At 47.8% G+C, this 25,967-nt stretch carries 22 protein-coding genes; 7 read left to right on the forward strand and 15 right to left on the reverse strand.

Annotation, left to right across the window (positions count from 1 at the left end):
- Positions 1–3 precede the first annotated feature (3 nt).
- The 9 genes from H1230_RS21310 to H1230_RS21350 all read right to left on the reverse strand — a co-directional run bounded on the left by H1230_RS21310 (position 4) and on the right by H1230_RS21350 (position 9,697).
- Positions 4–861, reverse strand: coding sequence for a protein phosphatase 2C domain-containing protein (locus H1230_RS21310; protein ID WP_239711892.1), 858 nt, complete (start codon positions 859–861; stop codon positions 4–6).
- A 95-nt stretch (positions 862–956) separates the two neighbouring features.
- On the reverse strand, positions 957–1,631 hold the full coding sequence (locus tag H1230_RS21315; protein ID WP_239711893.1) for an NAD(P)H-dependent oxidoreductase: 675 nt from the start codon (positions 1,629–1,631) through the stop codon (positions 957–959).
- 355 nt (positions 1,632–1,986) lie between these two features.
- Positions 1,987–2,364 carry a YkvA family protein gene (locus H1230_RS21320; protein WP_239711894.1) on the reverse strand — a complete coding sequence of 126 codons (378 nt, stop codon included), beginning with the start codon at positions 2,362–2,364 and terminating at the stop codon, positions 1,987–1,989.
- Positions 2,365–2,476: 112 nt separating this feature from the next.
- The gene (gene rhaA / locus H1230_RS21325) at positions 2,477–3,733 is read right to left on the reverse strand and encodes an L-rhamnose isomerase (RefSeq protein WP_239711895.1); all 1,257 of its coding nucleotides are present in this window, start codon (positions 3,731–3,733) and stop codon (positions 2,477–2,479) included.
- 79 nt (positions 3,734–3,812) lie between these two features.
- Positions 3,813–4,538, reverse strand: a complete 726-nt coding sequence (locus H1230_RS21330) for a LutC/YkgG family protein (protein ID WP_239711896.1) — start codon at positions 4,536–4,538, stop codon at positions 3,813–3,815.
- Complete coding sequence (locus tag H1230_RS21335) at positions 4,531–6,084, reverse strand: LutB/LldF family L-lactate oxidation iron-sulfur protein (protein WP_239711897.1); 1,554 nt, start codon at positions 6,082–6,084, stop codon at positions 4,531–4,533. Before H1230_RS21335 ends, H1230_RS21330 begins: the two co-directional genes overlap by 8 nt.
- Complete coding sequence (locus H1230_RS21340) at positions 6,081–6,809, reverse strand: (Fe-S)-binding protein (protein WP_239711898.1); 729 nt, start codon at positions 6,807–6,809, stop codon at positions 6,081–6,083. Before H1230_RS21340 ends, H1230_RS21335 begins: the two co-directional genes overlap by 4 nt.
- 20 nt (positions 6,810–6,829) lie before the next feature.
- On the reverse strand, positions 6,830–7,588 hold the full coding sequence (locus tag H1230_RS21345; RefSeq protein ID WP_239711899.1) for a DeoR/GlpR family DNA-binding transcription regulator: 759 nt from the start codon (positions 7,586–7,588) through the stop codon (positions 6,830–6,832).
- A 39-nt stretch (positions 7,589–7,627) separates the two neighbouring features.
- Entirely contained in the window at positions 7,628–9,697 is a 2,070-nt protein-coding gene (locus tag H1230_RS21350; RefSeq protein ID WP_239711900.1) for a bifunctional aldolase/short-chain dehydrogenase, read from the reverse strand.
- A 229-nt stretch (positions 9,698–9,926) separates the two neighbouring features.
- Here H1230_RS21350 and H1230_RS21355 point away from each other — a divergent pair, with 229 nt between their 5' ends.
- Complete coding sequence (locus H1230_RS21355; protein ID WP_239711901.1) at positions 9,927–11,141, forward strand: chromate transporter; 1,215 nt, start codon at positions 9,927–9,929, stop codon at positions 11,139–11,141.
- Positions 11,142–11,196: 55 nt separating this feature from the next.
- Here H1230_RS21355 and H1230_RS21360 read toward each other — a convergent pair whose 3' ends face one another.
- Positions 11,197–11,484: a CcdC protein domain-containing protein gene (locus H1230_RS21360; protein ID WP_239711902.1), complete on the reverse strand. Its 288-nt coding sequence runs from the start codon at positions 11,482–11,484 to the stop codon at positions 11,197–11,199.
- Positions 11,485–11,723: 239 nt separating this feature from the next.
- Positions 11,724–11,894 (reverse strand): hypothetical protein, encoded by a 171-nt coding sequence (locus H1230_RS21365; protein WP_239711903.1) that lies wholly within the window; start codon positions 11,892–11,894, stop codon positions 11,724–11,726.
- On the opposite strand from H1230_RS21365, the gene H1230_RS21370 reads away from it, so the two are divergent.
- The 4 genes from H1230_RS21370 (at position 11,893) to H1230_RS21385 (ending at position 15,765) form a co-directional block, all read left to right on the forward strand.
- Positions 11,893–12,153, forward strand: coding sequence for a hypothetical protein (locus H1230_RS21370; protein ID WP_239711904.1), 261 nt, complete (start codon positions 11,893–11,895; stop codon positions 12,151–12,153). The two genes, H1230_RS21365 and H1230_RS21370, sit on opposite strands and share 2 nt — an antisense overlap.
- Positions 12,154–12,309: 156 nt before the next feature.
- On the forward strand, positions 12,310–13,095 hold the full coding sequence (locus H1230_RS21375) for a sugar phosphate isomerase/epimerase family protein (RefSeq protein ID WP_239711905.1): 786 nt from the start codon (positions 12,310–12,312) through the stop codon (positions 13,093–13,095).
- A gap of 310 nt (positions 13,096–13,405) precedes the next feature.
- Complete coding sequence (locus H1230_RS21380; protein WP_239711906.1) at positions 13,406–14,173, forward strand: SGNH/GDSL hydrolase family protein; 768 nt, start codon at positions 13,406–13,408, stop codon at positions 14,171–14,173.
- Positions 14,174–14,313: 140 nt separating this feature from the next.
- On the forward strand, positions 14,314–15,765 hold the full coding sequence (locus H1230_RS21385) for an IS1182 family transposase (protein ID WP_239717458.1): 1,452 nt from the start codon (positions 14,314–14,316) through the stop codon (positions 15,763–15,765).
- A gap of 157 nt (positions 15,766–15,922) precedes the next feature.
- On the opposite strand, the gene H1230_RS21390 is transcribed toward H1230_RS21385, so the two are convergent.
- Positions 15,923–16,717 carry a helix-turn-helix transcriptional regulator gene (locus tag H1230_RS21390; protein ID WP_239711907.1) on the reverse strand — a complete coding sequence of 265 codons (795 nt, stop codon included), beginning with the start codon at positions 16,715–16,717 and terminating at the stop codon, positions 15,923–15,925.
- Positions 16,718–16,850: 133 nt separating this feature from the next.
- Between H1230_RS21390 and H1230_RS21395 the strand changes: the two genes are divergently transcribed.
- On the forward strand, positions 16,851–18,197 hold the full coding sequence (locus H1230_RS21395; protein WP_239711908.1) for a glycoside hydrolase family 30 protein: 1,347 nt from the start codon (positions 16,851–16,853) through the stop codon (positions 18,195–18,197).
- A 91-nt stretch (positions 18,198–18,288) separates the two neighbouring features.
- On the opposite strand, the gene H1230_RS21400 is transcribed toward H1230_RS21395, so the two are convergent.
- Complete coding sequence (locus H1230_RS21400; RefSeq protein ID WP_239711909.1) at positions 18,289–19,404, reverse strand: citrate synthase/methylcitrate synthase; 1,116 nt, start codon at positions 19,402–19,404, stop codon at positions 18,289–18,291.
- Positions 19,405–19,609: 205 nt separating this feature from the next.
- Positions 19,610–22,360, reverse strand: a complete 2,751-nt coding sequence (locus H1230_RS21405; RefSeq protein ID WP_239711910.1) for an alpha-L-rhamnosidase — start codon at positions 22,358–22,360, stop codon at positions 19,610–19,612.
- Between the two features lie 176 nt (positions 22,361–22,536).
- Between H1230_RS21405 and H1230_RS21410 the strand changes: the two genes are divergently transcribed.
- Positions 22,537–23,367: an AraC family transcriptional regulator gene (locus H1230_RS21410; RefSeq protein ID WP_239711911.1), complete on the forward strand. Its 831-nt coding sequence runs from the start codon at positions 22,537–22,539 to the stop codon at positions 23,365–23,367.
- A 94-nt stretch (positions 23,368–23,461) separates the two neighbouring features.
- Here the strand turns inward: H1230_RS21410 and H1230_RS21415 are convergent, their stop codons facing one another.
- Entirely contained in the window at positions 23,462–25,966 is a 2,505-nt protein-coding gene (locus H1230_RS21415; RefSeq protein ID WP_239711912.1) for a beta-mannosidase, read from the reverse strand.
- Position 25,967: the final 1 nt, after the last annotated feature.

The following is a 25,967-nucleotide window of genomic DNA, read 5'->3' on the forward strand; positions in this document are numbered from 1 at the left end:
CTTTTATGTTAGGCGAATATAAATGCCTGTCTTGTCATCTGATATTTTGAATCGGGGGTACTGAATACATTCAGTATCCGCTCTCTCCAATTGCAGCAGCCATTCTGCATATTGTTCAAGACTCTTTTCAGTAACATAACGAACAAGCGAGTTCACCAGATCTTCCTCCGTATTCCCCACTTCTCCTGGATAGAAGAGCCCGTCTGTCACTAGCAGCAGGCTGTGCAGCTTAATCAGATTTATTCTGCCATATTCAAAAAAGGGCTCCGCCTCTGCCATTCCATTAATAATGGAATACCCTTCTGGTGTGTTCATCTTTTGCTTATTGGCTGCGATTACCGGCTTGACCATTTCCCATAATAATTCTTTGGTAAGCACTCCTGTCGCAATGCCTTCCTCCCAGATTCGTTTGGACTGCAGGTCGATTGCTGCCACATGATCACGGGTTAGACTACGGATGGAGCCATCTTCATACATGGCATAAATCATGCAATCGCCAACCTGAATGAATTCAATATAGGTATCCGTTATCCGAATAAGGGCTGCGCCTGCTGTCCATAGTTCATCTTTCGAATGCAGATTAATACCGCAGCGTTCCATCTCCTGCCCAAGCCTGCTGTTCGCTTCCTTCAATAGTGTGTCCAACCCATTAAACTCGGTAGAAGTCAGTTGCTCAGCATATTGTTTAATCAGTTGAGACGCCAGTCTTCCACCCGTCTCCTTGCTCGTCCCACGGTAAGGAACTAGTGAAGTAGCACCGTCCACTACACCATATATTTTTAAGTCATGATTAAGAATAACCGCGTCCTCGTTCCACTCGCCTGTACCCTGAACCGAAATCCAATCTATATCTGCACCCATATCCATCATGCTCCTATCTCTCTATTCATTTTTCGATTCTCCAACATAAAAGGCAAGACGGAGTCCATTCCCGCCCTGCCTTCTATGTGTTGTGTTTACACCCACTGAACCACTTGATCCGCTGTTTGCCGTGTTTTATTAAGAGGCTCATGCAGACGATACCCGAAAGCCACCATACAAGCGATCCCAAAATGCTCAGCATCCATGATTCTTTCTTCTACCAGAACTCGCTCAATCTCCGCCTTGTCAAAGCCCTCCATCGGGCAAGAATCAATGCCGATCTGCGCGGCGGCGGTCATCATATTACCGAGAGCTAGATAGGTCTGCCGACAGCCCCATTCGAACATGGCCCGTTCGTTCTCCTGCAGCCGGAAACCCGTCTTCAAGAACGCATCATAAACTTTTCCTTTTCCCTCTACACCCTCTGGAGGCAATTGCTGAACATTCTCCATCATCCCTTGGATATAGTCAGAGTCAGCAAGCATGTCTTTAGGTAATCTTGCGAGAATGAGCACAAAATGACTAGCGGTCGGAAGCTGTTTGTTGGCTCCTCTCGCATACGGACGCAGTTTCTCACGAATCTCCGGGCTTTGCACAACCACAAATCGCCAGGGCTCAAAGCCGAAGGAGCTTGGTGACAGGCGTCCGGTCTCCAGAATAAATTGGAAGTCGATATCACTGATTTTTTTGTTGCTGTCAAATTCTTTAGTAGCATGTCTGAATTGGAAAGCAGACAGAATTTCATGCTGGATTGAGGATAAACTTCCCATGATTCGTACTCCCTTTCTTGGCGCATATCAGATTTGACTGTTTGCCGATCACATGCTTAATATTAGAGCAAATTTGCTGAATTTAAAAGTATGTACTAGTACGCTGATTCCAATTATTAAGCTTATGGAGGACTGGCGTGAAGTGTACAAAATAAAGGGGCTATCCCAGAAGCCATGAAATGGCTGCTTGGGACACCCCTTGTTTTTGAAGTCGGATAAACGATTGTGCTTGTGAGGACGCTTTTGCGAAGTGACCGTTGCTCCAAAGACTGACTCATAAGTGAAAAATATCTTCTTTTAGGACAGCCCCTTAGAAGGAGTAACTGACAGCATGTTGTAAGCTAACGCTGGACCGTTATTTTTGTCCGTTGAAGAATACTTCTGACTTCTCTTTATGCTCATCTGTTACCTGACCCGATAACGCTCTAATGCCCGCGGCAATAACAGCAGCATCATCTGTAAAGCCCAAGCCAATCAGCACATCAGGTATGGCATCCACAGGGGAAATAAAATAGGCTAGTGCACCGAAGGCAATGCCTTTGGCCCATAAGGGTGTTTTGGCATCAACTGCACAATAATACATAGCGATAGCATCTTTGGTGAAGGGGATTTTACCGACAACTCTCTTTGTTTTGGACCAAAAGTTTGTTGTGACGAGTTCTTCATTAGCTTTGTTGTATTCGAAATTCCCCACTGCAAGTTCCATAGTGTTCTTGTCCTCGTTATGCTTCATTAGGGAAGGCCTCCAGATAATTTCATATGAAATGGATGAGAACCATTATACCCTATATTACACGCCCTACATGATTTGACGCTAGCGATGGATTCCAATAATTTCATATCCTCTATCTCTTGAACAAAACCTCCTGTTCATAGTGCTTCACTTCCGTTAACCAGCCTTCCCTGAGGGGAACGCCTTGCTTGGCGCAATAATAATCCCATACAGCTCCAAACGGGTAGGATTTGAATTCCTCTACCAATGCCAGCCGTGAAGTATAATCTCCATCCAATTCGATTTGCTTCAGCTTGGCAAGTGGCTCCAACATGGCTCTGAGCAGTGCTTTTAGCGTATTACGCGTACCGATAACCCAAGCGGCGACATGATTAATACTGCCGTCAAAAAAATCCAAACCGATATGGGTCCGATCCAGGAAATCACCACGCACCAGCTCGCGGGCAATCTCCAGCAGCTCATCATCGAGAGTCACTACATGATCGCTGTCCCAACGAACCGGTCGGCTAACATGCAGCAGAAGCTGATCTCCGAAGATCAACCACGAGGACAGCTTATTGGAGATAGACTCTGTGGGGTGAAAATGCCCAGCGTCGAAGCAGACGGCTTTGCCCCTGCTTAGGGCATAACCCATATAGAATTCATGGGAGCCGACCACGTAGCTCTCCGAACCGATTCCGAACAGTTTACTCTCCACTGCATCAATATTGTAGCTTTCGCTGATATCCTCACTAAAGATCTCATCTAGTGACTCCTTAAGCCGCACTCTTGGCGACAAGCGGTCAATCGGTGCATCCTTATAGCCGTCAGGCACCCAAAAGTTAGTCACGCACGGCTGGCCTAAGGCCTGACCAAAGGACTCGGATATTCTGCGCGCTGCCTTGCAGTGGGCAATCCAGAAAGCGCGAATGTCGTCATCAGGATGACTCAGCGTAAAGCCGTCTTTGGCTTTGTCATGCGAGAAGCAGGTGGGATTAAAGTCGAGTCCTAACCCCTGCGCTTTGGCCCAATCTACCCATTTGGTGAAATGTCTTGGCGCAAGCTCGTCTAGCTCCACCTTCTCCTCGGTATCGGCATATATGGCATGCAGATTAACCTTATGCTGACCAGGAATAAGGGCCAAAGCCATTTCTAAATCGCGGCGCAGCTCCTCGGGATTTCCAGCCCGCCCAAGATAGCTCCCAGTAACAGCAATGCCGCCACTGAGCTCTTTTTCCTTATTCAGAAATCCTCTGACATCATCGCCTTGCCAGCAGTGCAGCGAAATCTTGATAGCTGCAAGCTGCTCCAGTACTTGTTCTACATCAATACCATGTTGTTCATAAAGCTTTTTCGCTTCGGTATAACTGCTCTGTATGCTTTGCTCCATTATGTTCTCCCCGCCTTAAGATTTAAATTGAATATCATTGAGTACCATACGCGTAAGCGCGTTAATCTCTCATAAACAACTATCCGACCAGCAGAGCGAACACTATTCCCGGGCCATGCACCCCGATGGTAAGATCATTCTCGATATCCGCGGATCGGCTGGGACCAGAGATAAAGTGAATACCCGCCGGCAAATGGGTAGGTCCAGCTTCGTCAAAATCAGCCAGCACCTCGCCAAGGCGGGTCTTAAGCCGCTCCACCGGAATCACGGCAATCAATACTGTAGGCAGTAGGCTGACTGAACGGCCTTTATCCGCTGAAGACAATACGGTGATCGATCCGGTATAAGCCACTGCATAATCTGCGACCACAATCCCGATATCTGCCTCTGCCGCCCGATCCTTCCAGGCTTCTCCAATGTCGGTATTCCATACGGATACAAGGGTATCGCTCAAGTCTTCTTCGAGTCGCAGTTTAGCGAGCTCCTCCACATTTTGCCGGAGAATATAGCGTGCACTCAGCTCAACAGACTTCGCAGTAATGAAGGCTTTGACTTCATCCATGTGTTCCATATGGAATACAGCTCCACCTACGCTTTCAAAGTTTGTAGTGAATTGGCTCACACGCTCCTCCGCACTCCAGCGGAACTCCTGCCAATATTCAGGTGCGCCGCGGAAAGGATGCGCTGGGGCTGCTATCGTTCTCGGCCGCTTCAGGCGGCGCGCAATATCGTTCATGAACACCTCCTGCTGCTCGCAGGAAGCCTGTTGCATCCGCTCCAGCCATTCACCATATGAATCAGCCATGCTCTGCCCCTCCTTCATCTTTCGTCATTCGCTGATAGAGTGCAGCTTCCATCCGGGCCTGTATCTCAGGAAGCAGCTCCTTAGGGTCCTTATCCAGCTCCTTCTGCAACCCTTTCCAGCTCTCCCGAAACGATTGATCCGCCAGCTTCGGTGCGATCCGGTAGCTATTCCAGCCCTTAAGCGGACCTAGCTTCGACGGAATCCCGCCATCACGAACGAGCAGCTTCTGGCCCACTCTTCCAAGCTTTAGCGTACGGCTGAACCGCTTCGAATTGGACATAATCGCCCCGAATCCTTTCATTCCGACTCCTTCCACCTTATCTCCGAATCCGCGCTCTACCTTGCGGCGGCGCAGATAGATCAGCATATCATGCAGGGGGATTTTGACAGGACAGGCTTCATAACAAGCTCCGCAGAGGCTAGAAGCAGAGGCGATATCATCCCACTGGTCCACATTCTTGTTCAGTGCAGGTGTAAGAACGGCCCCGATTGGACCGCTGTAAGTGCCACCGTAGGCGTGCCCGCCGATATGGCGATACACGGGACAGGCATTCAGACATGCGCCGCAGCGGATACAGTTCAGCAGTTCCTGAAACTCAGGATCACCTAGCTGCTCGGAGCGGCCGTTATCCAGAATAATAATATGCTGTTCTTCCGGACCATCACCATCGTCCTTCCTGCGCGGACCTGTAATTCCTGACATGTATACAGTCAGCTTCTGGCCCGTTGCCGAACGTGGCAGCAAGGTTGCCATCACCTCAAGATCGCTCCAGGAAGGAATAATCCGCTCCATGCCCATTAGGGTGATTTGTGTCTTCGGCAGGGTAGTAACCATGCGGGCATTCCCCTCGTTCTCGAACAGCACCATCGAACCTGTCTCGGCAATCGCAAAATTACAGCCTGTCATACCGATGTCTGCATCGAGAAACTTCTCCCGCAGCTTGCGCCGCACGAATCCGGCCAATATTGTTGTCTCAGGTTGTAGCTCCTCACCCGCCTCCTTGGACAAAAGCTCGGCGATCTGGTAACGATTCTTATGAATCGCCGGAATAATGATATGTGAAGGGGTCTCCCCGGCAAGCTGGATAATATATTCGCCTAAATCTGTCTCTACCGTCTCCACACCGATGGATTCCAGCGCCTTATTTAGATGCAGTTCCTCGGTAACCATCGACTTCGATTTGACCACTGAAGCTGCCTTTTTACGCTCTGCAATCTCCAAAGTAATCCGAACCGCTTCTTCACCCGTTGCTGCAAAATGAATATGTGTCCCGTTTGCTCGTGCATTATCCGCAAACAGATTCAAATAATAGTCCAGATGGGCGATCGTATGCAGACGGATCTGCCGGCCCCGTTCCCGCCATTCCTCCCACTGTCCATGATCATCTGCCGCTTTCTGCTTCCCTTCCCGCAGTCGCTCTGTCGTAAATCGTACTGCCTTGCGCAGAAATTCATTATTCAGGGCCAGATCGGCGCGTTTCTTAACCGTTGCAGGCTTGGCTGCTTCAGCTTTTGCTGATGATGTTGCAGAGACCTTCTGACTCATCTTCCACTCACTCCTTCATACAGCAGCTCCGCCAAATGCATCACTCTGACTGGCTGGCGGCGGTAGCGCAAATTCCCAGCAATATTCATGAGACAGCCCATATCAAGCCCAGTCAGAATTTCAGCTTCCGTCTCCAAGATGTGGTCAGATTTCTCGGTGACCATTGCCCCGGAAATATCGGCCATCTTGATCGCAAAAGTGCCGCCGAACCCACAGCAATCCTCCGCAAAAGGCAAGGGAATCAGCTCCATCGCCCTCACATTCTGCATCAGCAGCAGCGGTTCCTCGCGTATCCCCAGAATCCGGGTGCCATGACAGGAAGGATGATAGGTTACCCGATGCGGAAATACAGCCCCTAGGTCGGTCAGACCGAGCACCTGCACCATAAACTGGCTGAACTCATAGGCCTTGCGTTGCAGGTCCAATGCTTTCGCTAAATTCACCGGATCATCCTCAAAAAGCTTAGGGAAATGATGCAGCATTCCGGTGCAGGAACCAGATGGAGCAATCACAAAATCACTGCTCTCAAACGCACGCAGAATCGTTAGCGCTGCCTGCCTTGCCTCGTCCCAATAACCGCTGTTAAACGCGGGCTGCCCACAGCAGGTCTGCACCTCGGGAAAATCCAGCCTCACACCATATCTGGCCAACAATCGCAACATCGCTTCCCCGACTTGTGGATAGACGGCATCACTGACACAGGTAATAAACATGGATACCTTCATTCGCTTCACCTCCTCTTCCTTCAGACCGTTGTAAGAGCTATGTTCAGCTCTCGCAGTTGCTCCATTTGCTCTGCCACAGGTCTGTAATCCGTAATCACTGCGTTCAGTTCCCTCGTTCCTGCTACATGTGTGAAGGACTGAATTCCGATCTTGCTGGAATCGCAGAGCAGAATGATCTGATCCGCAATATCAAGCATTCTCCGCTTCACCATGGCCTGCAGCTCATTGGACTCACTAACACCGTGTTCGAAATGAAAGCCTTTGCAGGAAAAAAATAGCTTATCCACGTGATACAGGTCCAGCGAGCGTTCGGCAAGATGACCCACAAAGGACATGGATCTCCGGCTAAGCTGGCCCCCGGTAGAGATGACTTCAATCCGCTCCTTGCCGCTTAGCTCTGTCGCGACTTTAATAGAATTAGTCAACACCGTCAGCGGCATATCTGGCAGCAGGGTAGCCATATACCCAGCGGATGTGCTGGCATCCAGCAGAATCCGTTCACCGGGCTTAATGAGCAGTACGGCTTCGCGTGCAATCCGCTGCTTCTCGGCAGCGTTCATAATTTCACGTTCGGCATAGGGCATTTCCGGCTGACGATCACGCAGGCTGACCGCTCCGCCATGAGAGCGGAGCAGGCGCCCTGCTTTCTCCAGCCGGTCCAAATCACGGCGTATTGTTTCTTCCGTAACCTGGCACAACACGCTTAGCTCCGTCACCCGGATGCTGCCTCGATCATTCACCAGTTCTACAATCATTTCATATCTGTCCGCAATCAGCATGGCTTCCCTCCGTTATCTATTTCTGTAATAAACTTATATTTAGCGGGTAAAAGCCGCCGGCACACCGCCGTCAATGGTCAGCATGCATCCGGTCGTCTTCTCCGATTTAGAAGAAGCAAGAAACGCAACGCCTTCAGCAATGTCACGCGGGTAGATGTTCACCAGCAGCGTCGTGCGCTTGCGGTAGTATTCCTCCAATTGATCCGGCGCAATGCCATAAGCCGCCGCCCGCTCATTCCGCCAGTTCGAATTCCAGATGGCCGAGCCCTGAAGAATAGCATCCGGCAGAATGGTATTGGCACGAATGCCGAACTCACCGCCTTCGGCTGCAATACAACGGGCTAAGTGCGCTTCTAGCGCCTTGGCAGAGCTGTAGGCTGAAGCGCTTTTGCCTGCATAGACAGAATTCTTAGATCCGATGAACACCATACTGCCACCGATATTCTGTTCCTTCATCAGCCGGAAGGCTTCGCGTGCGACAAGGAAATAACCTGTGCCCAGCACGGAGATATTCAAATTCCATTCCTTAAGCGTTGTCTCGGCAAAAGGGCTGGAGGTCGCTAGTCCTGCATTGTTGACGATAATATCCACACCACCATAGAAAAGTGCTGTCTCGGCATAAGCTGCTGCTACCTGTTCTTCCTGGGTTACATCCATTTTCACAGCAAACGCCCGATTCTCACCGAATTTGTCGTTTATCTCTATGGCTACTTTCTGGGCTCCTTCTAAATTAAGATCCGCAAGCACAACATGGGCACCTTCCGACACCAGTCGCCGGGCGGTTTCGCTGCCGATTCCACCCGCACCACCGGTAATGAAAGCGACCTTGCGCGAGAACTCAGCTTCCGCAGGAGCCAGCGATAATTTATAAAGCTCCAGTGGCCAATACTCCACGTTATATGATTCATTCTCGCTGAGCGAGACGAAATCCCCCAGTGCTGTTGCTCCGCGCATAACAGCAATTGCCCGATGATACAGCGCTCCGCTCAGCTTAGAATTACTCCAGCTTTTGCCAGTATTAATCATTCCTATTCCTGGAATGAGGATCACGCGGGGCGCGGCCTCAAACATGATATCCCCCTCATGCTTATTGCTCTCGAAATAGGCTGTATACTGCTCCTTATACGCGATGATGCCCTCAGTCAGTTTAACCTTCAGCCCTTCTACATCGTTGGCATCCGCTGCCCAGTCGATAAAGAGCGGAGCGGCCTTGGTATGCACAAGGTGATCGGGACAGGCCGCACCAACTCTGGACAGTTCAGCCGAATTAGCACCACCGACAAAACGCAGCACATCCGCTTCGTCGTCAAAAGACAGCAACATTTTGCGGACATCACTCACAGCTCCTCTAATGAGCGGCATCACTGCTGCCGCAATAGACCGCCGCTGTTCTTGAGGAAGCGCTTTCGTTCTAAGACCTCCGAACAGTCGCTCTTCTTCCACTCTAGTCTCAATATAGTGTTCAGCTTCATTAATGATGGAAATCGTCTTGGCATAACAGGCCTCAGGTGTGTCTCCCCAGGTCACAAGGCCGTGTTTCTCCATCAGCACCAGTTCAGCCTGTGGATTAGCCAGCACGCCTGCGGCGATCATTTTAGATAAGGTAAAGCCGGGACGGATATAGGGTACCCATACAAAACGTTCTCCGTAAATCTCACGGGCAATTTCCTTACCGTTGTGGGCGCAGCATAAGCTGATAATCGCATCTGGGTGAGTATGATCGACATGTTTGAAGGGTAAAAAAGCATGCAGCAGCGTCTCTATGGAAGCCCGCGGATGCTTGGCATCCAGCATACAGTTTGCGAGGTAAGCCACCATTTCTGCATCAGGCATCTCGTCTCGTTCGAACAACGGGCCGATATCCTGCAGTCGTAAGCCCGTAAAATTCCCGGCTTTCATCGTCGCTAAGTCGGAGCCGCTGCCCTTCACCCACATTACCTCAACATCACGTCCACGGAAATCTTGCTCAATCGTCTTGCTTGAGGTATTGCCTCCTCCCCAATTACAGACTCTGCGATCTTCACCGAGAAGATTGGAGCGGTACACCAGTGCTTCCAGCCCCGTGTTGAATTCCGTTGCCCGAGATGAGTCCCATAAGCTTTGTACCATTTGTGAATACCTCCGTTTTTGATTGTTTACTTTTTTGTTTATTTTTGTTTGTTTTAATTTTAAACTATTTGTTTGTGTTTGAATAGAGCGCTTTCAATAAAATTTTAATTTGTTAACTTAAACATGCTTTATGTAAAACTTTTGTAAAAGGGTTGTATTACGCGCAATCAACAGCTTAAGATATAAGCGAACTTAGGTGTTTTTCCGGGAAAAGGAGCAGTCAATGGAGATGAAGGCGAAGCGACAAGAAGAATTGCAGAACAAGCAGAACAAGAGAAGAAGCAACATCTCCGCCATTCTGGAAGTCTTGAGTGTATCTACAAAGCTCGGTTTAAGCTCATTTGGAGGGCCGATAGCGCATCTCGGTTATTTTCATAATGAATATATTCGGCGGCGAAAATGGATGGATGAACGAAGTTACGCTGACCTGGTGGCACTTTGTCAATTCCTGCCTGGACCGGCAAGCAGTCAAGTCGGAATTGGTATCGGGTTGATCAGAGCGGGGATATGGGGCGGAATTGTCGCCTGGATAGGCTTCACACTTCCCTCCGTCATAGCTTTAGTGGCTTTCGCCTTCTTGCTTAGAGGCTTCGATATCGGCAACGCTGGCTGGATTCACGGACTCAAAATAGTTGCTGTAGCCATAGTATCCCAGGCCATCCTGGGCATGGGCCAGAAGCTGACACCGGATCGGAATCGGATCACCATCGCGGTAATCGTTGCTGGTCTTTCTTTACTTTGGCAGACTGCATATAGCCAGCTGTTGCTTATACTTGTGGCTGGAGTGGTCGGAGTATGGTTTTACCGCAGCACAAAGGTGGAGCAAGCTCCTCAGCTACCTATTGCCGTTAGCAGGAGCTTTGCTATCAGCTGTCTCTTGGTATATGTGGCCCTTCTACTGGCACTTCCACTTCTCAGACAATGGGGACAAAGTGAAGGCCTAGCTTGGTTTGATAGCTTTTATAGATCTGGCTCTCTAGTATTCGGGGGAGGTCATGTCGTACTGCCGCTTCTTGAACGAGAGGTCGTTCCTACGGGTTGGGTAAGTAAGGCAGAGTTCCTGGCAGGATACGGCGCGGCTCAAGCGGTCCCGGGACCGCTGTTTACATTTGCCGGCTATCTTGGAGCCATGGCTGGGGGAATATCAGGGGCAGCGATTGCCGTTATTGCGATCTTCCTGCCTGCCTTTCTCCTTGTAGCTGGTGCTCTACCCTTCTGGAACAGCCTGAGAAATAACCCCAAAATTCAAGGTGCACTCACCGGAGTTAACGCCGCTGTCGTAGGACTGCTACTAGCTGCTCTATATGATCCCCTTTGGATTACAGCCATTGTGCAACCTGCGGATTTCGCATTGGCGGCCCTGCTCTTTATCCTGCTTGTATTCTGGAAGCTTCCTCCTTGGATGGTCGTTCTCGCAGGAGCCGCAGGCGGAATGCTGCTGTAATTTGGAAAATAGTCCTCTATTATCGGATTGCTGGGCTTGAGCCGTTGACCATATTTTACATTCCGCTGACTTTGTCCACTGTGTAAATCTCATAAAATCGATACATTATACGCCCCAAGAGAATGACGCCAACAAGGATTCCCATTGCGTCTGAGATCAGACTAATCATATGAAAAGCCCCCTCGAATAGGAATATCAGTCCAATAATGGAGAAAATAACGGTAAATATCCTCATTCTTCTTAGATTCAACGTCTGCCAGCCTATACTTCGGCGCACACGCAAAACGATTCTGTACACAATGAAGGCACCTATGATCACGTAAATAAAACTTTGCAGTTGCATGCATTTTTTCCCCTTATGATTATACTTGATAGTTATAAGGGTACTTCTTTCCTCTCTACAGAACGACTAGCTTAGGATACAAAATAGCTAGTTAAACGAAGTGGAATATTAGGAGGAAATACGGTGACATACCGCTCGTTTGGAAGACCATTTGCCAGCACCGCAGTCCTCTTTTTCCTTATTAAATCTGGGCATCTTTTTCCATTATCCTGTTTGTTCCGAAATCATGGTGGACAAGATCACGTGTAATATCTGCTGGCTGCGTCCTTTACTTCAATATTCGCAACCGGATGCAGAGAAATGAAATGTACGAATTGAACAAAAGACAATTGACAGAACTGCAGGAAGCTTACGATCAACTGCATCATTCGCCATTCCCAGGCTACATTAATGGAGGTTAGCCTGAACATGGCGGCAGAACACATTGTAATGCATATCCGGGATAATAGCATTTTGGAATCAAGCAAAAAGATCAATGAAGGATTTGGCTTAAAGGTTATGAAGACTAGAATGGAAGAGAGAGGTGGACGACTGAGATACCTGATTCCAGAACCAGAGGTGATAATCAAAGTTTTGCTCGCGGACGATCAGAAGATGATTCGGCAAGGACTTGGGTATGTGATAGGATTGCAAAAGGAGATTCCGGCAGTTTCCCTGTACGGCCCATAAACCCCTATTATTGGAGCCATTAACAGACCGAGAGCAGGAAACGGCATAGCGTTATTACTATTAATATATTAGCAAAACTTACAAATCAAATTCAAAAGGAGATGGAATCCCATCAGATACGGAACTTTAGCACATACGTTTGGCTGCTTGCCCCTCATGCAATTAACAACGGCACTTCAGAGCTATGATATCAGCTTTGTGCAGCTGGCGCTGTCCAAGGCGATACAAGATATTGACACTTCTCCTGGCAAGCTTAGTCCTGGCCTAGCCAGCTACGTTGGAGAGCAATTCGATAAAGCAGGCATTCGGATTGGTGTGCTCGGCTGCTATATCAACCCTATTCATCCCGATCCGGTTATCCGGAGAATAGAAATCGACCGATTTAAGGAGCATCTTCGTTACGCCCGCCAATTCGGCGCACCCATGGTGGCCACTGAGACGGGGGCACTAACCACTTTTAAAGAATATGATCCCTATCGTTACGAGGAGATAGGCTGGGAAGCACTAAAAGAAACCGTGAAGGAATTAGCCGAGGAGGCGGAGAAATGTGGCGTCTTTCTGGGCCTTGAAGGTGTCTTTAACCATACGCTTTCCACACCTGAGAAAATGCGGCGCATTCTGGATGAGGTCCCTTCAAGCTCGATTGGTGTGGTATTTGATCCAGTTAATTATATTGGAGATAATATCCATTTACAGGATGAAATCGTCGACAGCTCCTTCAAGCTGTTTGGCGATCGAATCATTGTCGCACACCTGAAGGATATTTATAGGGAAGAGAACCGGATACGCCATGGCAAGGCAGGCCGGGGACTCTTCCATACTCAAGCTTTCCTGAGCAAGCTACAGGAGCATAAACCGATGATTGACGTGTCTTTGGAAGACATTGCTGGATACGAGATCAATGAGACGATTCATATGCTGCAGAAACTCAGTTCTATATAGAAATCCCGACCCTGGTTAATGGATATATCATCCATAGCTAGGGTCTTTTTTATGCTGGAGGGAATTTGGAATATGCCCGGCATGACTGCTCTTAGAAATAAATTGGCCGAGCAAGGAGAACGTGATGCTGAAGGTTGGCCCTGGAATAATAGTGTTAAGCTCCTGGAGCAGAGAGTAATCAGCATTTTTACAACAAGCTGATTTCTGTATCTCTCCTTTTTTCACAAACTTCCGTGCATTCTGCACTGCATTTCGTGAATGAATAGTTTAAACTGTTACTATCAATACTAAATATACCGGAGGTGAGGTAATGAATATGAACGAAACGGACCAGGAATCTGTAAACTTGGAGTTCAAATATATGGTAAGCGGAGATTCTATTTCCAAAGGTGTTGTGTATGATGAGGCCAGAAGCAAGTATGTGATCTTGGAAGACAACTATGTCTCTCTCCTCCAAGGTAAACTGAAGGGTGCGCTGCGCAATACAGCCCGATTCGGCAACACGTTGATGAAAGGCCTAAGCAATCTGAAAAGAGATGTTCTAAAAGAGAAGCCCGATGTGGTTCTCATTGAGTACGGCGGAAATGATTGTGATTTCATTTGGGCAGACATTGTAGACAACCCTGATGCAGAACATAACCCCAAGACAGATTTCTCAACATTCGAGAAGATGCTGCTGGATATGATTGATTTTCTAAAAAAACAGCAAATCATACCGATCCTTATGAGTCTCCCTCCTCTGGATGCCGATAGCTATTTCAAATGGGTTAGCCAGAATAATCCGGCTTCTGAAGTGAATATCTTGAAGTTTCTGGGGAGTGTGACCAAAATTTATTGGTGGCAGGAAAGATACAACTCCACCATTATCAAGGTCGCAGAGAGTACCAAAACAAAAATTATTGATGTTAGGGGAGCCTTCCTCCAACATCCGGATTACACCAAGTTCATCTGTTTGGACGGAATCCATCCCAATAAAGAAGGACACCGCATTATCTTCGATAAAGTGCTTGATTTCATTAGAAGCAGCGAACCCCATCTACTGCTGGATAGCACTGGACAAGCTGCACCAAGCCATTAATGTAAAAAAGTCTGCAGACATGTGCGAGGCCACTGAAAAAGTCCATCAGGATCTCAAATAGACATTCTCCTCATTTTTTGAGGAGAATGTCTATTTTTTTCGGTATACTTAAAGTATCAAATCAAAGGCTGGTGGTCTCCATGCTCCCTGAGCAGCAGAATTTTATCTTGAGCCCGTATATCGAACTTTACAATATACTGATTCCTAAGGATAACTTGCTACGGCGAATGGACGAGCTGGTGGACTTTAGCTTTGTTTATGAGAAACTGAACGAAACCTATTGCCACGATAACGGTCGAACCGCGGTGGACCCGGTCCGAATGTTTAAATATCTACTGCTCAAATCTATCTTTGACTTGTCCGACGTCGATCTGGTGGAACGCTCTAAAACCGACCTGTCGTTCAAGTTTTTCCTACATATGGCTCCGGAGGAAGGGGTCATTGACCCCAGTCTGTTGACCAAATTTCGCAAGCTGCGACTGAAAGATATGAAGTTACTCGATCTGCTCATTGGCAAAACGGTGAAAATCGCCATTGAAAAAGGCGTCATTCGCAGCAAAACCATTATTGTGGATGCGACTCATACCAAAGCGCGCTATACCCAAAAGACCCCGCAAGAAGTGCTGCGAGAACGCTCCAAAAAGGTACGTAAAGTGATCTACAGTATAGAGGAGTCAATGAAAAATGTTTTTCCGTTCAAGCCGACTACGGATGTCCTTGAGGATGAAATCGAATATTGCCAGCGGTTGGTTGCGGTGATTGAGCAGGATGGACGGTTTACGGGACTTCCCAAGGTAAGCGAGCCTTTAAATCTGCTGAAAGAAACGGTCGCCGATGATGTGGAGCATCTGCAAACCTCTACCGATCCGGACGCCAAAGTGGGACACAAAAGTGCAGACTCTTCTTTTTTCGGATACAAAACCCATATCGCCATGAGTGAAGAACGAATAATTACAGCAGCGACGGTTACGACGGGCGAACAAAATGACGGGAAACAGCTCCAAACGCTGATTGAAAAAAGTAAGGCTGCAGGGATGCAGGTTGAAATCGTAATTGGAGATACGGCCTATTCAGAAAAAGACAATCTGTCCTACAGTGCTCAAAACGAAATCGAGCTCGTCTCCAAATTAAACCCTTTGATTACGCAGGGAAACCGAAAGAAAGGGGACGAATTTGAATTTAATAAAGATGCGGGAAGGTATGTATGCAAGGCTGGCCATCTGGCCATTCGTCGAGCGCGGCAGGGAAAGAAAGGACGGGGGAAAAACCAGACTGACACCTATTATTTTGACGTAGAGAAATGCAAACGATGCCCACTGCGCGAAGGCTGCTACAAAGAAGGGTCAAAGAGCAAAACCTATTCGGTAAGTATAAAGAGCCACGAGCATCTAGAGCAGGCAAGGTTTCAAGAAAGCGAAGCCTTTAAAGCCAAAGCCAAGGAGCGTTACAAGATTGAAGCTAAGAATAGTGAACTCAAGCACAGACATGGGTATGATGTTGCGTCTACCTCGGGTCTGATTGGCATGGAAATTCAAGGAGCAATGGCGATATTTGCAGTGAATCTGAAACGGATTTTGAAGCTCATGAGCTAAAAAGGGCTCAGTCCAGCAACAATACATCTTAAAAAGACGACATTCATTCGCCAAGATCCGAATGAATGTCGTCTTTTGGATATAGTTGTTTCCAATCTTCCGAGAAGGCCATGTTTTTCAGTGGCCTCGACATGTGCTGCGGGCTTTTTTTTGTAACTTATCTACTCTTGCGGTATATCCCAGGTGCCATTCCATACCTTTCTCTGAATACGCGATGAAAATAAGTATAGCTGCCGAAGCCTGTTTCCTCCGCGATCCGCTCCAGGGTGTAGTTGCTGTTATCCATTAACCGCAGCGCCATTGCCAGCCGAATCTGTCCTGCATACTGCATAATGGAGTATCCAAACTGCGCTTTGAATAAATGGACTGCCCTTGTAACGCTGATGCCGGTATGCTTGGCAACTTCTTCAAGCCTGATTATCGCTATGGCATGCTCCTCGATATAACTCTTCATCTTGAGTGCCAGCAGCAGCGATGTGGAGGAAGTTGCTGGTGCTTCTTCAATAGCCCGATCCAGCAGCAAACATAATGCTTTGAAAAGAAGTTCTAGAATGTCGGTGCTGCCGCCGTCGAGCCTTCTTTTCTCCAGAATGAGCTGCTGCCAAATACTCTGAAGCTTACCGTCATCCGCAATTCTCACTTTCTTGGGTCTTTCGCGCTCGTTCCACCAGTGGTCAACCCAGTCACCTGTGCACATAACATAATAGTCTGCACTAAATCCCAACGGACTTTCCTTCTCGCCTATCCGCAGATCATAGATTTCGCCAGGACGGAATAATAGTAGATCTCCAGGCAGAATAGTAACCATGCGGTCTTCAATCAGGGCTTCAGATTCGCCTTCCGCTTGAAGTCGGATAATATAGGTATCCAGTCCATTTCGAAAGGGTTGTCGAAAAGGCTGAATATGGCGGGAAAAGGCACTGAGATGAATATGAACATTGTTTCTTTCCATTACAGCTCCTCTATTCTTTTTAGGGTGATGACCAGATTGTTGAGGTTATTAGCCATATTGTTTCTTCAAAGAACAACGGAATTCCTTCTATAATAGAAAATAGAAGAATATGCTTAGGAGGCTATCAAACGCTATGACTAAAGGAAACATTCGCGTAATTCAAACAGCCAAAGATAACGGAGACCGCTTAACAGAGTTAGAATCTTTAACTTTCACTCCCGATTCCGCAGAGAAGGAAATGGAACTCATCAATATTTATGATGATTTGGAATATCAGGAGATTGAAGGCTTCGGCGGTGCGCTTACAGAGGCCTCTGCCGTAACCCTAGCCAAGCTTAGTGAAGCGAAACAGAAAGAAATTATCGATGCTTATTTCCATCCAGAACACGGAATCGGTTATACTCTGTGCCGCTCACATATCCAGAGCTGCGATTTCTCATTAGGCAATTATTCTTATGTTGAAGATGAAGACCCACAGCTGCGCTCGTTTAATATCTCACGGGATCAAGAATCGATTATCCCACTGATCAAGCAGGCAGCGGCCACCGTGGGTGAGAACTTCCGTTTGTTCTCTTCCCCATGGAGTCCACCGGCTTGGATGAAGACAAATGGTGAAATGAACAACGGCGGTAAGCTTAAACCGGAATATCGGGAAGCTTGGGCGAAATTGTTCGTTAAATATATTCAATCCTATGCGGAAGCAGGCATTGATATCTGGGCAGTGAGTGTGCAGAATGAGGCCAAAGCCGCTCAAATATGGGATTCTTGCATTTATACCGCTGAAGAAGAGAAGGATTTTGTCCGTGATTACCTCGGCCCTGCTCTGGAAGAAGCGAACTTAGCCCACGTGAAGATCATGATCTGGGATCATAATAAAGAGCGGGTCTACGCCCATGCGAAGACAGCATTCGAGGATGCAGCAGCCTCCAAATATATTTGGGGTATTTGCTTTCACTGGTATTCCGGTGATCACTTTGAAGCGCTGTCCGCCGTACATGAACGCTTCCCCGACAAACACCTATTCTTCAGTGAAGGCTGTCAAGAAGGGGGCGTGCAGCTCGGGTCCTGGAATACAGGTGAACGTTATGGACATGATATTATCGGCAACCTGAACAACTGGATGTCTAGCTGGACGGACTGGAATATCGTGTTGGATGAACAAGGCGGCCCTAACCATGTAGGCAATTATTGTGATGCTCCAATCATCGGTGATACCAAGAATGATAAGGTCATCTTTGAGAGCTCATTCTATTATATCGGACATTTCAGTAAATACATTCGTCCAGGAGCCAAACGGATCGGCAGCTCCAAATATACCGACAAGCTGGAAACAACTGCTTTCCGCAACACTGACGGAACGATTGCCGTCATCGTTATGAACCGGACCGACAACCTGTTGCCATTCACACTCAACTGTCAGGGACAGGTAGCCGAGACTACTATTCCGGCTCACGCTATTCAGACCTTGCTGTTCAGCTAATTGTAGTTTGCAGCAAATATCCATATCATAAAAAAGACAGTCCAGAATGTTGTATTCAACACTGGACTGTCTTTTTTTAAATTAAGAAGAATTACTTGATTACACTTAAATCAGCTTCAGGCATAGGTCCAGTGTACAATGATTCAGGCCGAAAAATACGATTAATACTTGCTTGCTCCAGAATATGGGCAGTCCAGCCTACGATTCTTCCTAAAGTAAACGTAGGTGTAAACAAGTCAGGGGATATCTGAACAGCGCGCAGTATTGCAGCCGCATAAAATTCTACATTCGTAAACAGACGACGTCCAGGCTTGTATTCTTCCAGTAAACGAATGGCAGTGTTCTCAACATGAATCGCCAGTTCGAACGAGGGGTCTTCCCCTGTCATTTGCAAAGTGACAATCCGGAGCGCCTCCGCACGTGGATCATTAGTTTTGTAAATACGGTGGCCAAATCCCATCAACCGGGCTCCATGTTCCAGCGCGTTACGCATCCAGGGCTCTGCTCGATCCTTCGAGCCTATTTCCTCTAGCATAGATATCACTTCGTAGGGAGCTCCGCCGTGCAGTGGGCCCTTCATTGCACCAATAGCTCCGCATACCGCTGCGTTCATATCAGATTGGGTAGACAGAATAACTCGACCAGCAAATGTCGAAGCATTCATCCCATGTTCCATACCCAGAATCAAATAAGCATTAAGTGCTTTACTATGCGATTCTTCAGGAAGCTGGCCTGTTAGCATATACAAATAATTGGCAGCATGACCTAGCCGGGCATCTGGTTCTACTGTAGGTAATCCGTTTAATTTACGATATCTGTAAGCAACAATACTCGGGAGGATTGCGGTCAATCGCTCGGCTTGTTGCAAGGTTGGTGGCCAAGCAACCTCTGCTGCATCCCCAAGCGCTGCAACAGCAGTCTGCAATACTCCCATCATGGAGATCGACAGGGGAAGCAGGTCAATGATCTTGCATATATATTCCGGTATGTTCCTCAGGTTAGCCAGTCGCATGTGCAACTGCTCCAATTCATCTTGTTCCGGCAGCTGCCCGTTCCAGAGCAAATAAGCTACTTCCTCATAACTCTGAGTAATTGCAAGATCCTTAGCTAAAAACCCTCGATAGACCAAACGGCCTCTTTCTCCATCTACTAAGCTAATATCCGTTTCTGCGGCCACAATGCCTTCCAATCCAGTAACCTTTGCCATCGTCCCTTTTCCCCTTTGATCATTTATATATATAACGAATGAACCACTGTTTAAAAGTATATACTTGATTTTCTATATTGTATGTTTATTGTTTTTTATGAACCGATAGAAATATTTGATAGGATTACACCCCTATAGATTGGATCGCAAAATAGGGCAGAAGCCCGTGAACTATGGCTGCTGCCCTATTTTTATTAGAATGTATTTAACCTATCCGCTTCATTGAAGCTAGTCTGACCAGCAGGCTACACTTCTGGACTCTCCAGCGGATAAGAGAGCGGTATGTCCCAGATCCTGCCGTAAGCTGAACGCCCTCAACACTTTCCTCCATCGCTCCGATCCCCTCCACGTCGGTTAGCGGATTCCCACTTTCCGTCAGTCTGCCCAGCTTCGCACCGGAGAGTGTAATTCGGGCAGTTGTATTCACTGGAATTTGGACTTCGAGGGTGCGCCGTCCCTCTTCCTCAGTCCAAGACGATTCGATTGCTCCATAAGGAGATTCCAGTCTGGCGGAAGCAGAAGTTAAACGTCCTCCGGCAAAACGGGGATAGATACGAATCATTTTATATGCCGTTTCCGTTTCATCCATATCCAGCCCCGCTAGGTAACGGTACATCCAATCACCAATCGCGCCGTAAGCATAATGATTGTACGAATTCATGTCATCGCTCCAGAATGTGCCATCCGGCTTGATGCCATCCCAGTGCTCCCAGATCGTTGTAGCTCCCTGAGAGACTGAATATAGCCATGAAGGATAGTTGTCCTGCAGCAGCAGCTGGACGGCTGTATCATGGTAGCCATGATCCGAGAGCACCAAACACAGATATGGAGTGCCGACAAAGCCGGTGGTCAAATGATACTTATTGTTCACAACCAAATCATTCAGTTCGCGCGCCGTACGTTCCCGGTCCTGCCCCTCTACTAGACCGAACATCAGGGTCAGGACATGTGCAGTTTGCGTTGGTGCTGCCAATCTACCCGCCGGAGTAACAAATTCGCGGCGGAAGGCTTCAACAATACGGTTCAGCATGTCGCTGTAATGCCGCACTTCGGGCGATTTGCCGAGAACAACCGCCGCATCTCTGAGGATTCGCACAGAGTTAGCATAAAATGAAGTAGCAATCAACTCGAGTGGAGTCGCCCCAATGTAGCTATTCTCTTTGGCATCCAAGGCAAGCCAATCCCCAAAATGAAAGCCTGTATTCCACAAATATTCATTATCACCTTGTCGCCGAATGTACTCAACCCATGCCTTCATGCTGTCATATTGCTCACCCAGCAAGCGCTCATCTCCGTAGCACAAATACTGTGTCCAAGGACAGATAACTGCGGCATCTCCCCAGGCTGCCGATGTGTTCGTCTGCCCTTCATTGGCATTTGCGGCATTGTTATCAAGAATATTCGGGATCACAAAAGGCACACTGCCATCAAGCCGCTGGTCCGCCTCCAAATCTCGCAACCATTTCCCGAAGAAAGGGGCAACCTGATAATTAAATGCTGCTGTGCGGATAAATACCTGCGCGTCACCTGTCCAGCCCAGACGTTCATCACGCTGCGGGCAGTCGGTTGGCACATCGATAAAGTTGCCCCGTTGGCCCCATACGATATTGCGCTGCAGCTGATTAATCCGTTCATCAGAGCATTGGAATTGCCCAGTCGGCTCCATAGCGGAATGCATAACTTCACCCGTAAAACCCTGAAGAAGTTGAGTGTCATTCAGCTCCGACAGCCCCTCAATCTTCACATAACGAAAACCCTGAAAGGAAAAAAAAGATGCAAAGTTAGCCACTCCCGCTCCCTTGGCGATATATTCCACTCTTTGTTTGGCCGAACGGAGATTACCTGTATAGAAATTGCCCTCGCGGTCCAGCACTTCAGCATGCTGGAGAATAAGGTGGGTGCCTGCCGAAAGATGTAGATTTAGCCTGACACGCCCCACCATATTTTGTCCCATATCAAGCAGTGTATCGCCAGATGGGGTATGAATCACCTGTTGCGGAGTGAGGATCTCCGTCACTCGGACAGGCCAGTTCTCCTGCGCAACCAGCTGAGAATAGGGCAGCTTCGCAACTATTGTCTCCTGCCAGTCCAAGTCATCAAAGCCATCTTCACTCCAGCCGGGCTGTTCCTTACGTGCGTCATACAGCTCACCGTCATAAATTCCAGAGAATAGAATTGGCCCCTCCGCTGCTTTCCAAGAGGCATCCGTGCAGACCGTCTCCTCACTCCCGTCCTCATACCGGACATGAAGCTCCAGCAGAACCGCCCGCTGTTTACCGTAATGACCACTCTGTTTGTCCCAGCCCAACCGCCCTGTATACCATCCATCGGCCAGTTGAATACCAAGTGCATTACTGCCTTCGCAAAGATATTCTGTTACATCATAAGTCTGATACTGATGGCGGTGTTGGTAGCTGGTCCAGCCTGGTGTCAGCCATTCTTCTCCCACTCTGCTTCCATTAAGGTATATTTCATATAAACCAGCCGCTGTAGCATAAATACGTGCAGAGGTGACTGCTGTCTTCAGCCTAAAAGTCCTGCGCAACATGGACACAGGCAGTGAAACCGTACCTGTTGTATCATCTGAAGGCGTAATCCAGCTTGCCTGCCACTCCCTAGAATCAAGAAATGCCGTTTCCCACCATTCTGCTGCGCTCCATTGTGATTGACGTCCAAACTGGTCCCAGACTTGGACTCGGTAGTAATAACGGGTTCTTGAGAGAAGTGCAGGACCCTCATATTCAACTTGTATCGAATAATCTGACTCCGTTCTGCCCGTGTCCCATATGGGCCGGCTAAAGTCCGCTGCATCCGCAACCTGAATGCGGTACGCCTGCTGCCTCGTATTTCTTTTCTCTGAACGAATCTTCCATCCAAATCTGGGTATTACACAGTCCGTTCCCAAAAGTTCTGTTCGATACTCGCAAACAAGCTGTTCCAACTCTAGTTCACTCATCCCTAATTCCTTCTCCCCATATATTTGACAGCCGCTTACGGCCTTGCTTTTTTCTCCTCTTCATCTTACGATGAATGAAAACGTTTGAAATGATGAAATTCAGACATTTGCATAGGGTATATCAGACATTTTCGAAGGAGTTGGGGACAATAGTAATACAGCGAAGAATTGATCTGATGAAGGGAGAGTTATTCTTCTCGCCGGGACTGCCCCTGTATGTAAATCGATGTGTCGAAGCTTTTGATCTGCATGAACACCGCCATGATTTTCTGGAAATCAGTTATGTCAGTGAAGGCAGCGGCACACACATGATGGGCGATTCTGCCGTACCCGTCACTCAAGGGGATATTTTCCGATTGCCCGTGGGCATCTCTCATGTCTTTCGCCCAGCTTCAACGAACGGGAAGCAGCCTTTAATTGTCTATAACTGCCTTTTAGATGTGAACTCCTTTTCCGCGATCAGCCAGTCCTTCCCCGGAGGCAATGAACTCCTTCCGTTGCTGATGGATGACCATTACCAACACTATAAGGACCACTATGGGGAATTCCAGCGCCTCTTCCAGCAGCTCCACCACGAATACAGATCGGATCGTTGCGGCCGGGAAATTGCCCTTTACAGCACTGTTTTTCAACTTCTACTCTTCCTGCACCGGCTTGAGACTGAACCGGAAGGTGGGGAAGCGTCACTGTTCATTCGCCTGGAATCCGTACTAAACGATCTACATACACGTTTTTCTTCACGGATTACTGTGGTAGGGATGGCTCAAAAAATGGGCCTTAGCGAACGACAGTTCCACCGTATCTTTCAGAAGCAAACCGGGATGAATATGACTGTATATTTACAAAACGTCAGAATTCATGCCGCCTGCAATCTGTTGCAAACCACCGAGCGTAAGATCAGCGATATTGCAGCGGCAGTTGGCTATCAGGACCTATCCTATTTCCATACTATCTTCCGCAAAAAAGTTGGCCTCTCTCCACAAACCTACCGTCGGTCCCTAGTTTAATTTAATACAGTTGTAACATGAAACATCAAATAAGCAGGCCCCTGTTACATTCAGGAACCTGCTTGTTTACTGGATACTCTACCAATCTATGAACCTAATTCAATGCACTCACACTCAAACCGGCAAAAGAAACAGGAATCCCTTCAGGATGACTGATCTGGATTATGCGTATTTCGTTAGGCAGCAGATCAAAGTAATTATCACTAAAGCGAACTCGACCTTGCGGCAGATCGATTTTGACCATCCGCGCCAAGGTACCCATTGCGGTTATCGTCACGGTCTGAGATGCCTCATCCGATACGATCTCCAGTTCTGCAGCTTTCATTAGCAGATCCTTCTGATCCCGCAAATAACAAAGGTTATCTGGAGCAGCAAATCCTTCAGCAGATACCTTGACCACTACTCCTTCAGCTAAATTACCATTAAGCGCTTCTGCCTCGTCTACTTGGCCTAGATATACTGCCGTATTACAAGGGACATTAGCCTCCCAAGCCTTAACGAACACTTCCTTACCTTCATAAGTAATGACTTGTAAGGTTACTTTTCCAGCATACGATTCTAACGTATCGTTTACTACCCATACCTGAAGCGGCTCACCCGGCTCATGCTCAACAGATAACAATAAAGGATGATAGAATTTTTTGGCGTAATAGTAAGAAGCTTTAGGCAACAGCTCATAGTCAATCATCGACCAGCTTGTCCCCGGCCAGCTATCATTTAACTGCCAGATCAATGTACCGCTTGTCCGCTGCTTATTCCGCCGGTAATGTTCCACACCGTATTTTAAGCCTTCAGCTTGAGTCAGCATAGAGAAATTCATATACTCCTCAATGTTCTGGGGAATCCCGGTGTACCCTTCCATCAACAAAATACCCTTCTGATGATTGGTATCCTTGTTCCGGTAGGCCATCTCCACACTACCCCAATAGAACTGGCCTGCGGGTATATTTTTCTCTAAGGTATAACGATTGGCTGAAGCATGCATACCAAATTCACTATTAAATAAGGTGCGGTCTTTCTTGAAATTCTTGAAAGTTACCCCTGCAATGCTATAATCCAGCACAGGACGATCTCCGAATTGCCGCGGATACACAGACCCATGCCATACCTGCCAATTATGCCGGTCTCCTACGTCCGGATCATTATCATCATTACCTCCGTAAGGAGAAGACGGCCAGTAGGCACGGCTATCATCCAGCTCGGCAAGCACCTCAGGAATCAATTCATGATAGATGCTTCTGCCATAGAATGGCGAGGTAATATCCCCGCTGGAGGATTTCATATCATACAACCAATCAATCTCATTATTCCCGCACCAGAGCGCCAGAGAAGCGTGATTACGTAATCTTTTGACATTATAAATGACTTCATTTCGCACATTGTCCATGAAATCGCGGTTGTAGTCTGGAAATAAGGCATTGGCAAAAGCAAAATCCTGCCAGACCAACACTCCCCGTCGATCACATTCGTTATAAAAAACATCCTTCTCATAGATCCCGCCTGCCCACACGCGCAGCATATTCATATGACCTTCGACCGCCAGATCAATCAACTCACAATACCTGGCATCCGGTGCTGAACCGATGAAATGATCTACAGGTATCCAGTTCGCCCCCTTGGCGAATACCTTGACTCCATTTAGCAGAAAAGCAAAGCTGGGATTGTCGCGCTCGTCCTGCAGCTCTAATTCAAGGGTACGGATACCAAGGGTTTGCCGGCTGCTATCCACCATCTGTCCATCTGCGAACAGATTGACTTGCAGCTCATACAAATAAGGCTGCCCCAGATCATGTGTCCACCATAGCTGCGGGGAATTCAACACTAAATCTACACTTGCGTTTGTACCTTCCACAGCGACCCTATCTTCTGCTACCCGCTGTCCCGCTTGATCCAGAAGGATAATCTCGCAGTCTATATGGAGATGTTTAGAATAGGCTTTCACCTCTACATCAATTAATACAGTCGCTTCATCTTTACTGGCATCTGCTGTTCTAGCGAATACGGAATTTAGCTTGGCAACAGACTTCCGCTCTATACACACCGCTCCCCAAATCCCGACAGTAACCATACGCGGACCCCAATCCCAGCCGAAATTCATCGCAGCTTTACGAATCCACGGACGTTCCTTTGTATAGGAGGACCACTGGAACAGCTCTTTCTGTTCATGATGCTTACGGAGTGGATCGAATTTCACGGCGATACAGTTCCAACCATTCCGTACAATGCGGGTAACATCAAAGGCATGAGCCATCATCATATTGTGGGTTGACCCTACTTCAAGTCCATTCACGAATACGGTTGCAAAAGTATCCAGACCTTCAAAGATCAACTCATGCCGCTCATCCGATTCTGCTGTAACCTCATAATTAAATTGGCCCCGGTACCACCATTCCTCATCTTCAATCCAGCGGCTCTTGATATCGTTATGACCGAAATAAGGGTGATCTATAATATTACGCTCGATAAGAGTGCTATGAACATCCCCCGGAACCTTGGCAGTAATCCAGAAACGATCATCGAATCCGGGAGTAGCCAATTCATAGGGTTTCATTTGTCCTGCTGGAAAGTGTTGAAGCTTCCACGCCGCGGATATTTGCATG

Origin of the sequence: Paenibacillus sp. 19GGS1-52, assembly GCF_022369515.1 — a bacterium.
GTDB lineage: Bacteria > Bacillota > Bacilli > Paenibacillales > Paenibacillaceae > Paenibacillus_AQ.

Bases quoted from the DNA above. Each gene is read 5' to 3' on its own strand.
- H1230_RS21390 (WP_239711907.1), bottom strand. From the start codon at position 16,717: ATGGAAAGAAACAATGTTCATATTCATCTCAGTGCCTTTTCCCGCCAT.
- rhaA (WP_239711895.1), bottom strand. From the start codon at position 3,733: ATGGAGCAAAGCATACAGAGCAGTTATACCGAAGCGAAAAAGCTTTAT.
- H1230_RS21380 (WP_239711906.1), top strand. From the start codon at position 13,406: ATGAATATGAACGAAACGGACCAGGAATCTGTAAACTTGGAGTTCAAA.
- H1230_RS21345 (WP_239711899.1), bottom strand. From the start codon at position 7,588: ATGCTGATTGCGGACAGATATGAAATGATTGTAGAACTGGTGAATGAT.
- H1230_RS21385 (WP_239717458.1), top strand. From the start codon at position 14,314: ATGCTCCCTGAGCAGCAGAATTTTATCTTGAGCCCGTATATCGAACTT.
- H1230_RS21310 (WP_239711892.1), bottom strand. From the start codon at position 861: ATGGGTGCAGATATAGATTGGATTTCGGTTCAGGGTACAGGCGAGTGG.
- H1230_RS21365 (WP_239711903.1), bottom strand. From the start codon at position 11,894: ATGTTCAGGCTAACCTCCATTAATGTAGCCTGGGAATGGCGAATGATG.
- H1230_RS21405 (WP_239711910.1), bottom strand. From the start codon at position 22,360: ATGAGTGAACTAGAGTTGGAACAGCTTGTTTGCGAGTATCGAACAGAA.
- H1230_RS21340 (WP_239711898.1), bottom strand. From the start codon at position 6,809: ATGAAGGTATCCATGTTTATTACCTGTGTCAGTGATGCCGTCTATCCA.
- H1230_RS21375 (WP_239711905.1), top strand. From the start codon at position 12,310: ATGCAATTAACAACGGCACTTCAGAGCTATGATATCAGCTTTGTGCAG.
- H1230_RS21410 (WP_239711911.1), top strand. From the start codon at position 22,537: ATGAAGGGAGAGTTATTCTTCTCGCCGGGACTGCCCCTGTATGTAAAT.
- H1230_RS21315 (WP_239711893.1), bottom strand. From the start codon at position 1,631: ATGGGAAGTTTATCCTCAATCCAGCATGAAATTCTGTCTGCTTTCCAA.
- H1230_RS21350 (WP_239711900.1), bottom strand. From the start codon at position 9,697: ATGGTACAAAGCTTATGGGACTCATCTCGGGCAACGGAATTCAACACG.
- H1230_RS21415 (WP_239711912.1), bottom strand. From the start codon at position 25,966: ATGCAAATATCCGCGGCGTGGAAGCTTCAACACTTTCCAGCAGGACAA.
- H1230_RS21370 (WP_239711904.1), top strand. From the start codon at position 11,893: ATGGCGGCAGAACACATTGTAATGCATATCCGGGATAATAGCATTTTG.
- H1230_RS21360 (WP_239711902.1), bottom strand. From the start codon at position 11,484: ATGCAACTGCAAAGTTTTATTTACGTGATCATAGGTGCCTTCATTGTG.
- H1230_RS21355 (WP_239711901.1), top strand. From the start codon at position 9,927: ATGAAGGCGAAGCGACAAGAAGAATTGCAGAACAAGCAGAACAAGAGA.
- H1230_RS21400 (WP_239711909.1), bottom strand. From the start codon at position 19,404: ATGGCAAAGGTTACTGGATTGGAAGGCATTGTGGCCGCAGAAACGGAT.
- H1230_RS21335 (WP_239711897.1), bottom strand. From the start codon at position 6,084: ATGAGTCAGAAGGTCTCTGCAACATCATCAGCAAAAGCTGAAGCAGCC.
- H1230_RS21330 (WP_239711896.1), bottom strand. From the start codon at position 4,538: ATGGCTGATTCATATGGTGAATGGCTGGAGCGGATGCAACAGGCTTCC.
- H1230_RS21395 (WP_239711908.1), top strand. From the start codon at position 16,851: ATGACTAAAGGAAACATTCGCGTAATTCAAACAGCCAAAGATAACGGA.
- H1230_RS21320 (WP_239711894.1), bottom strand. From the start codon at position 2,364: ATGAAGCATAACGAGGACAAGAACACTATGGAACTTGCAGTGGGGAAT.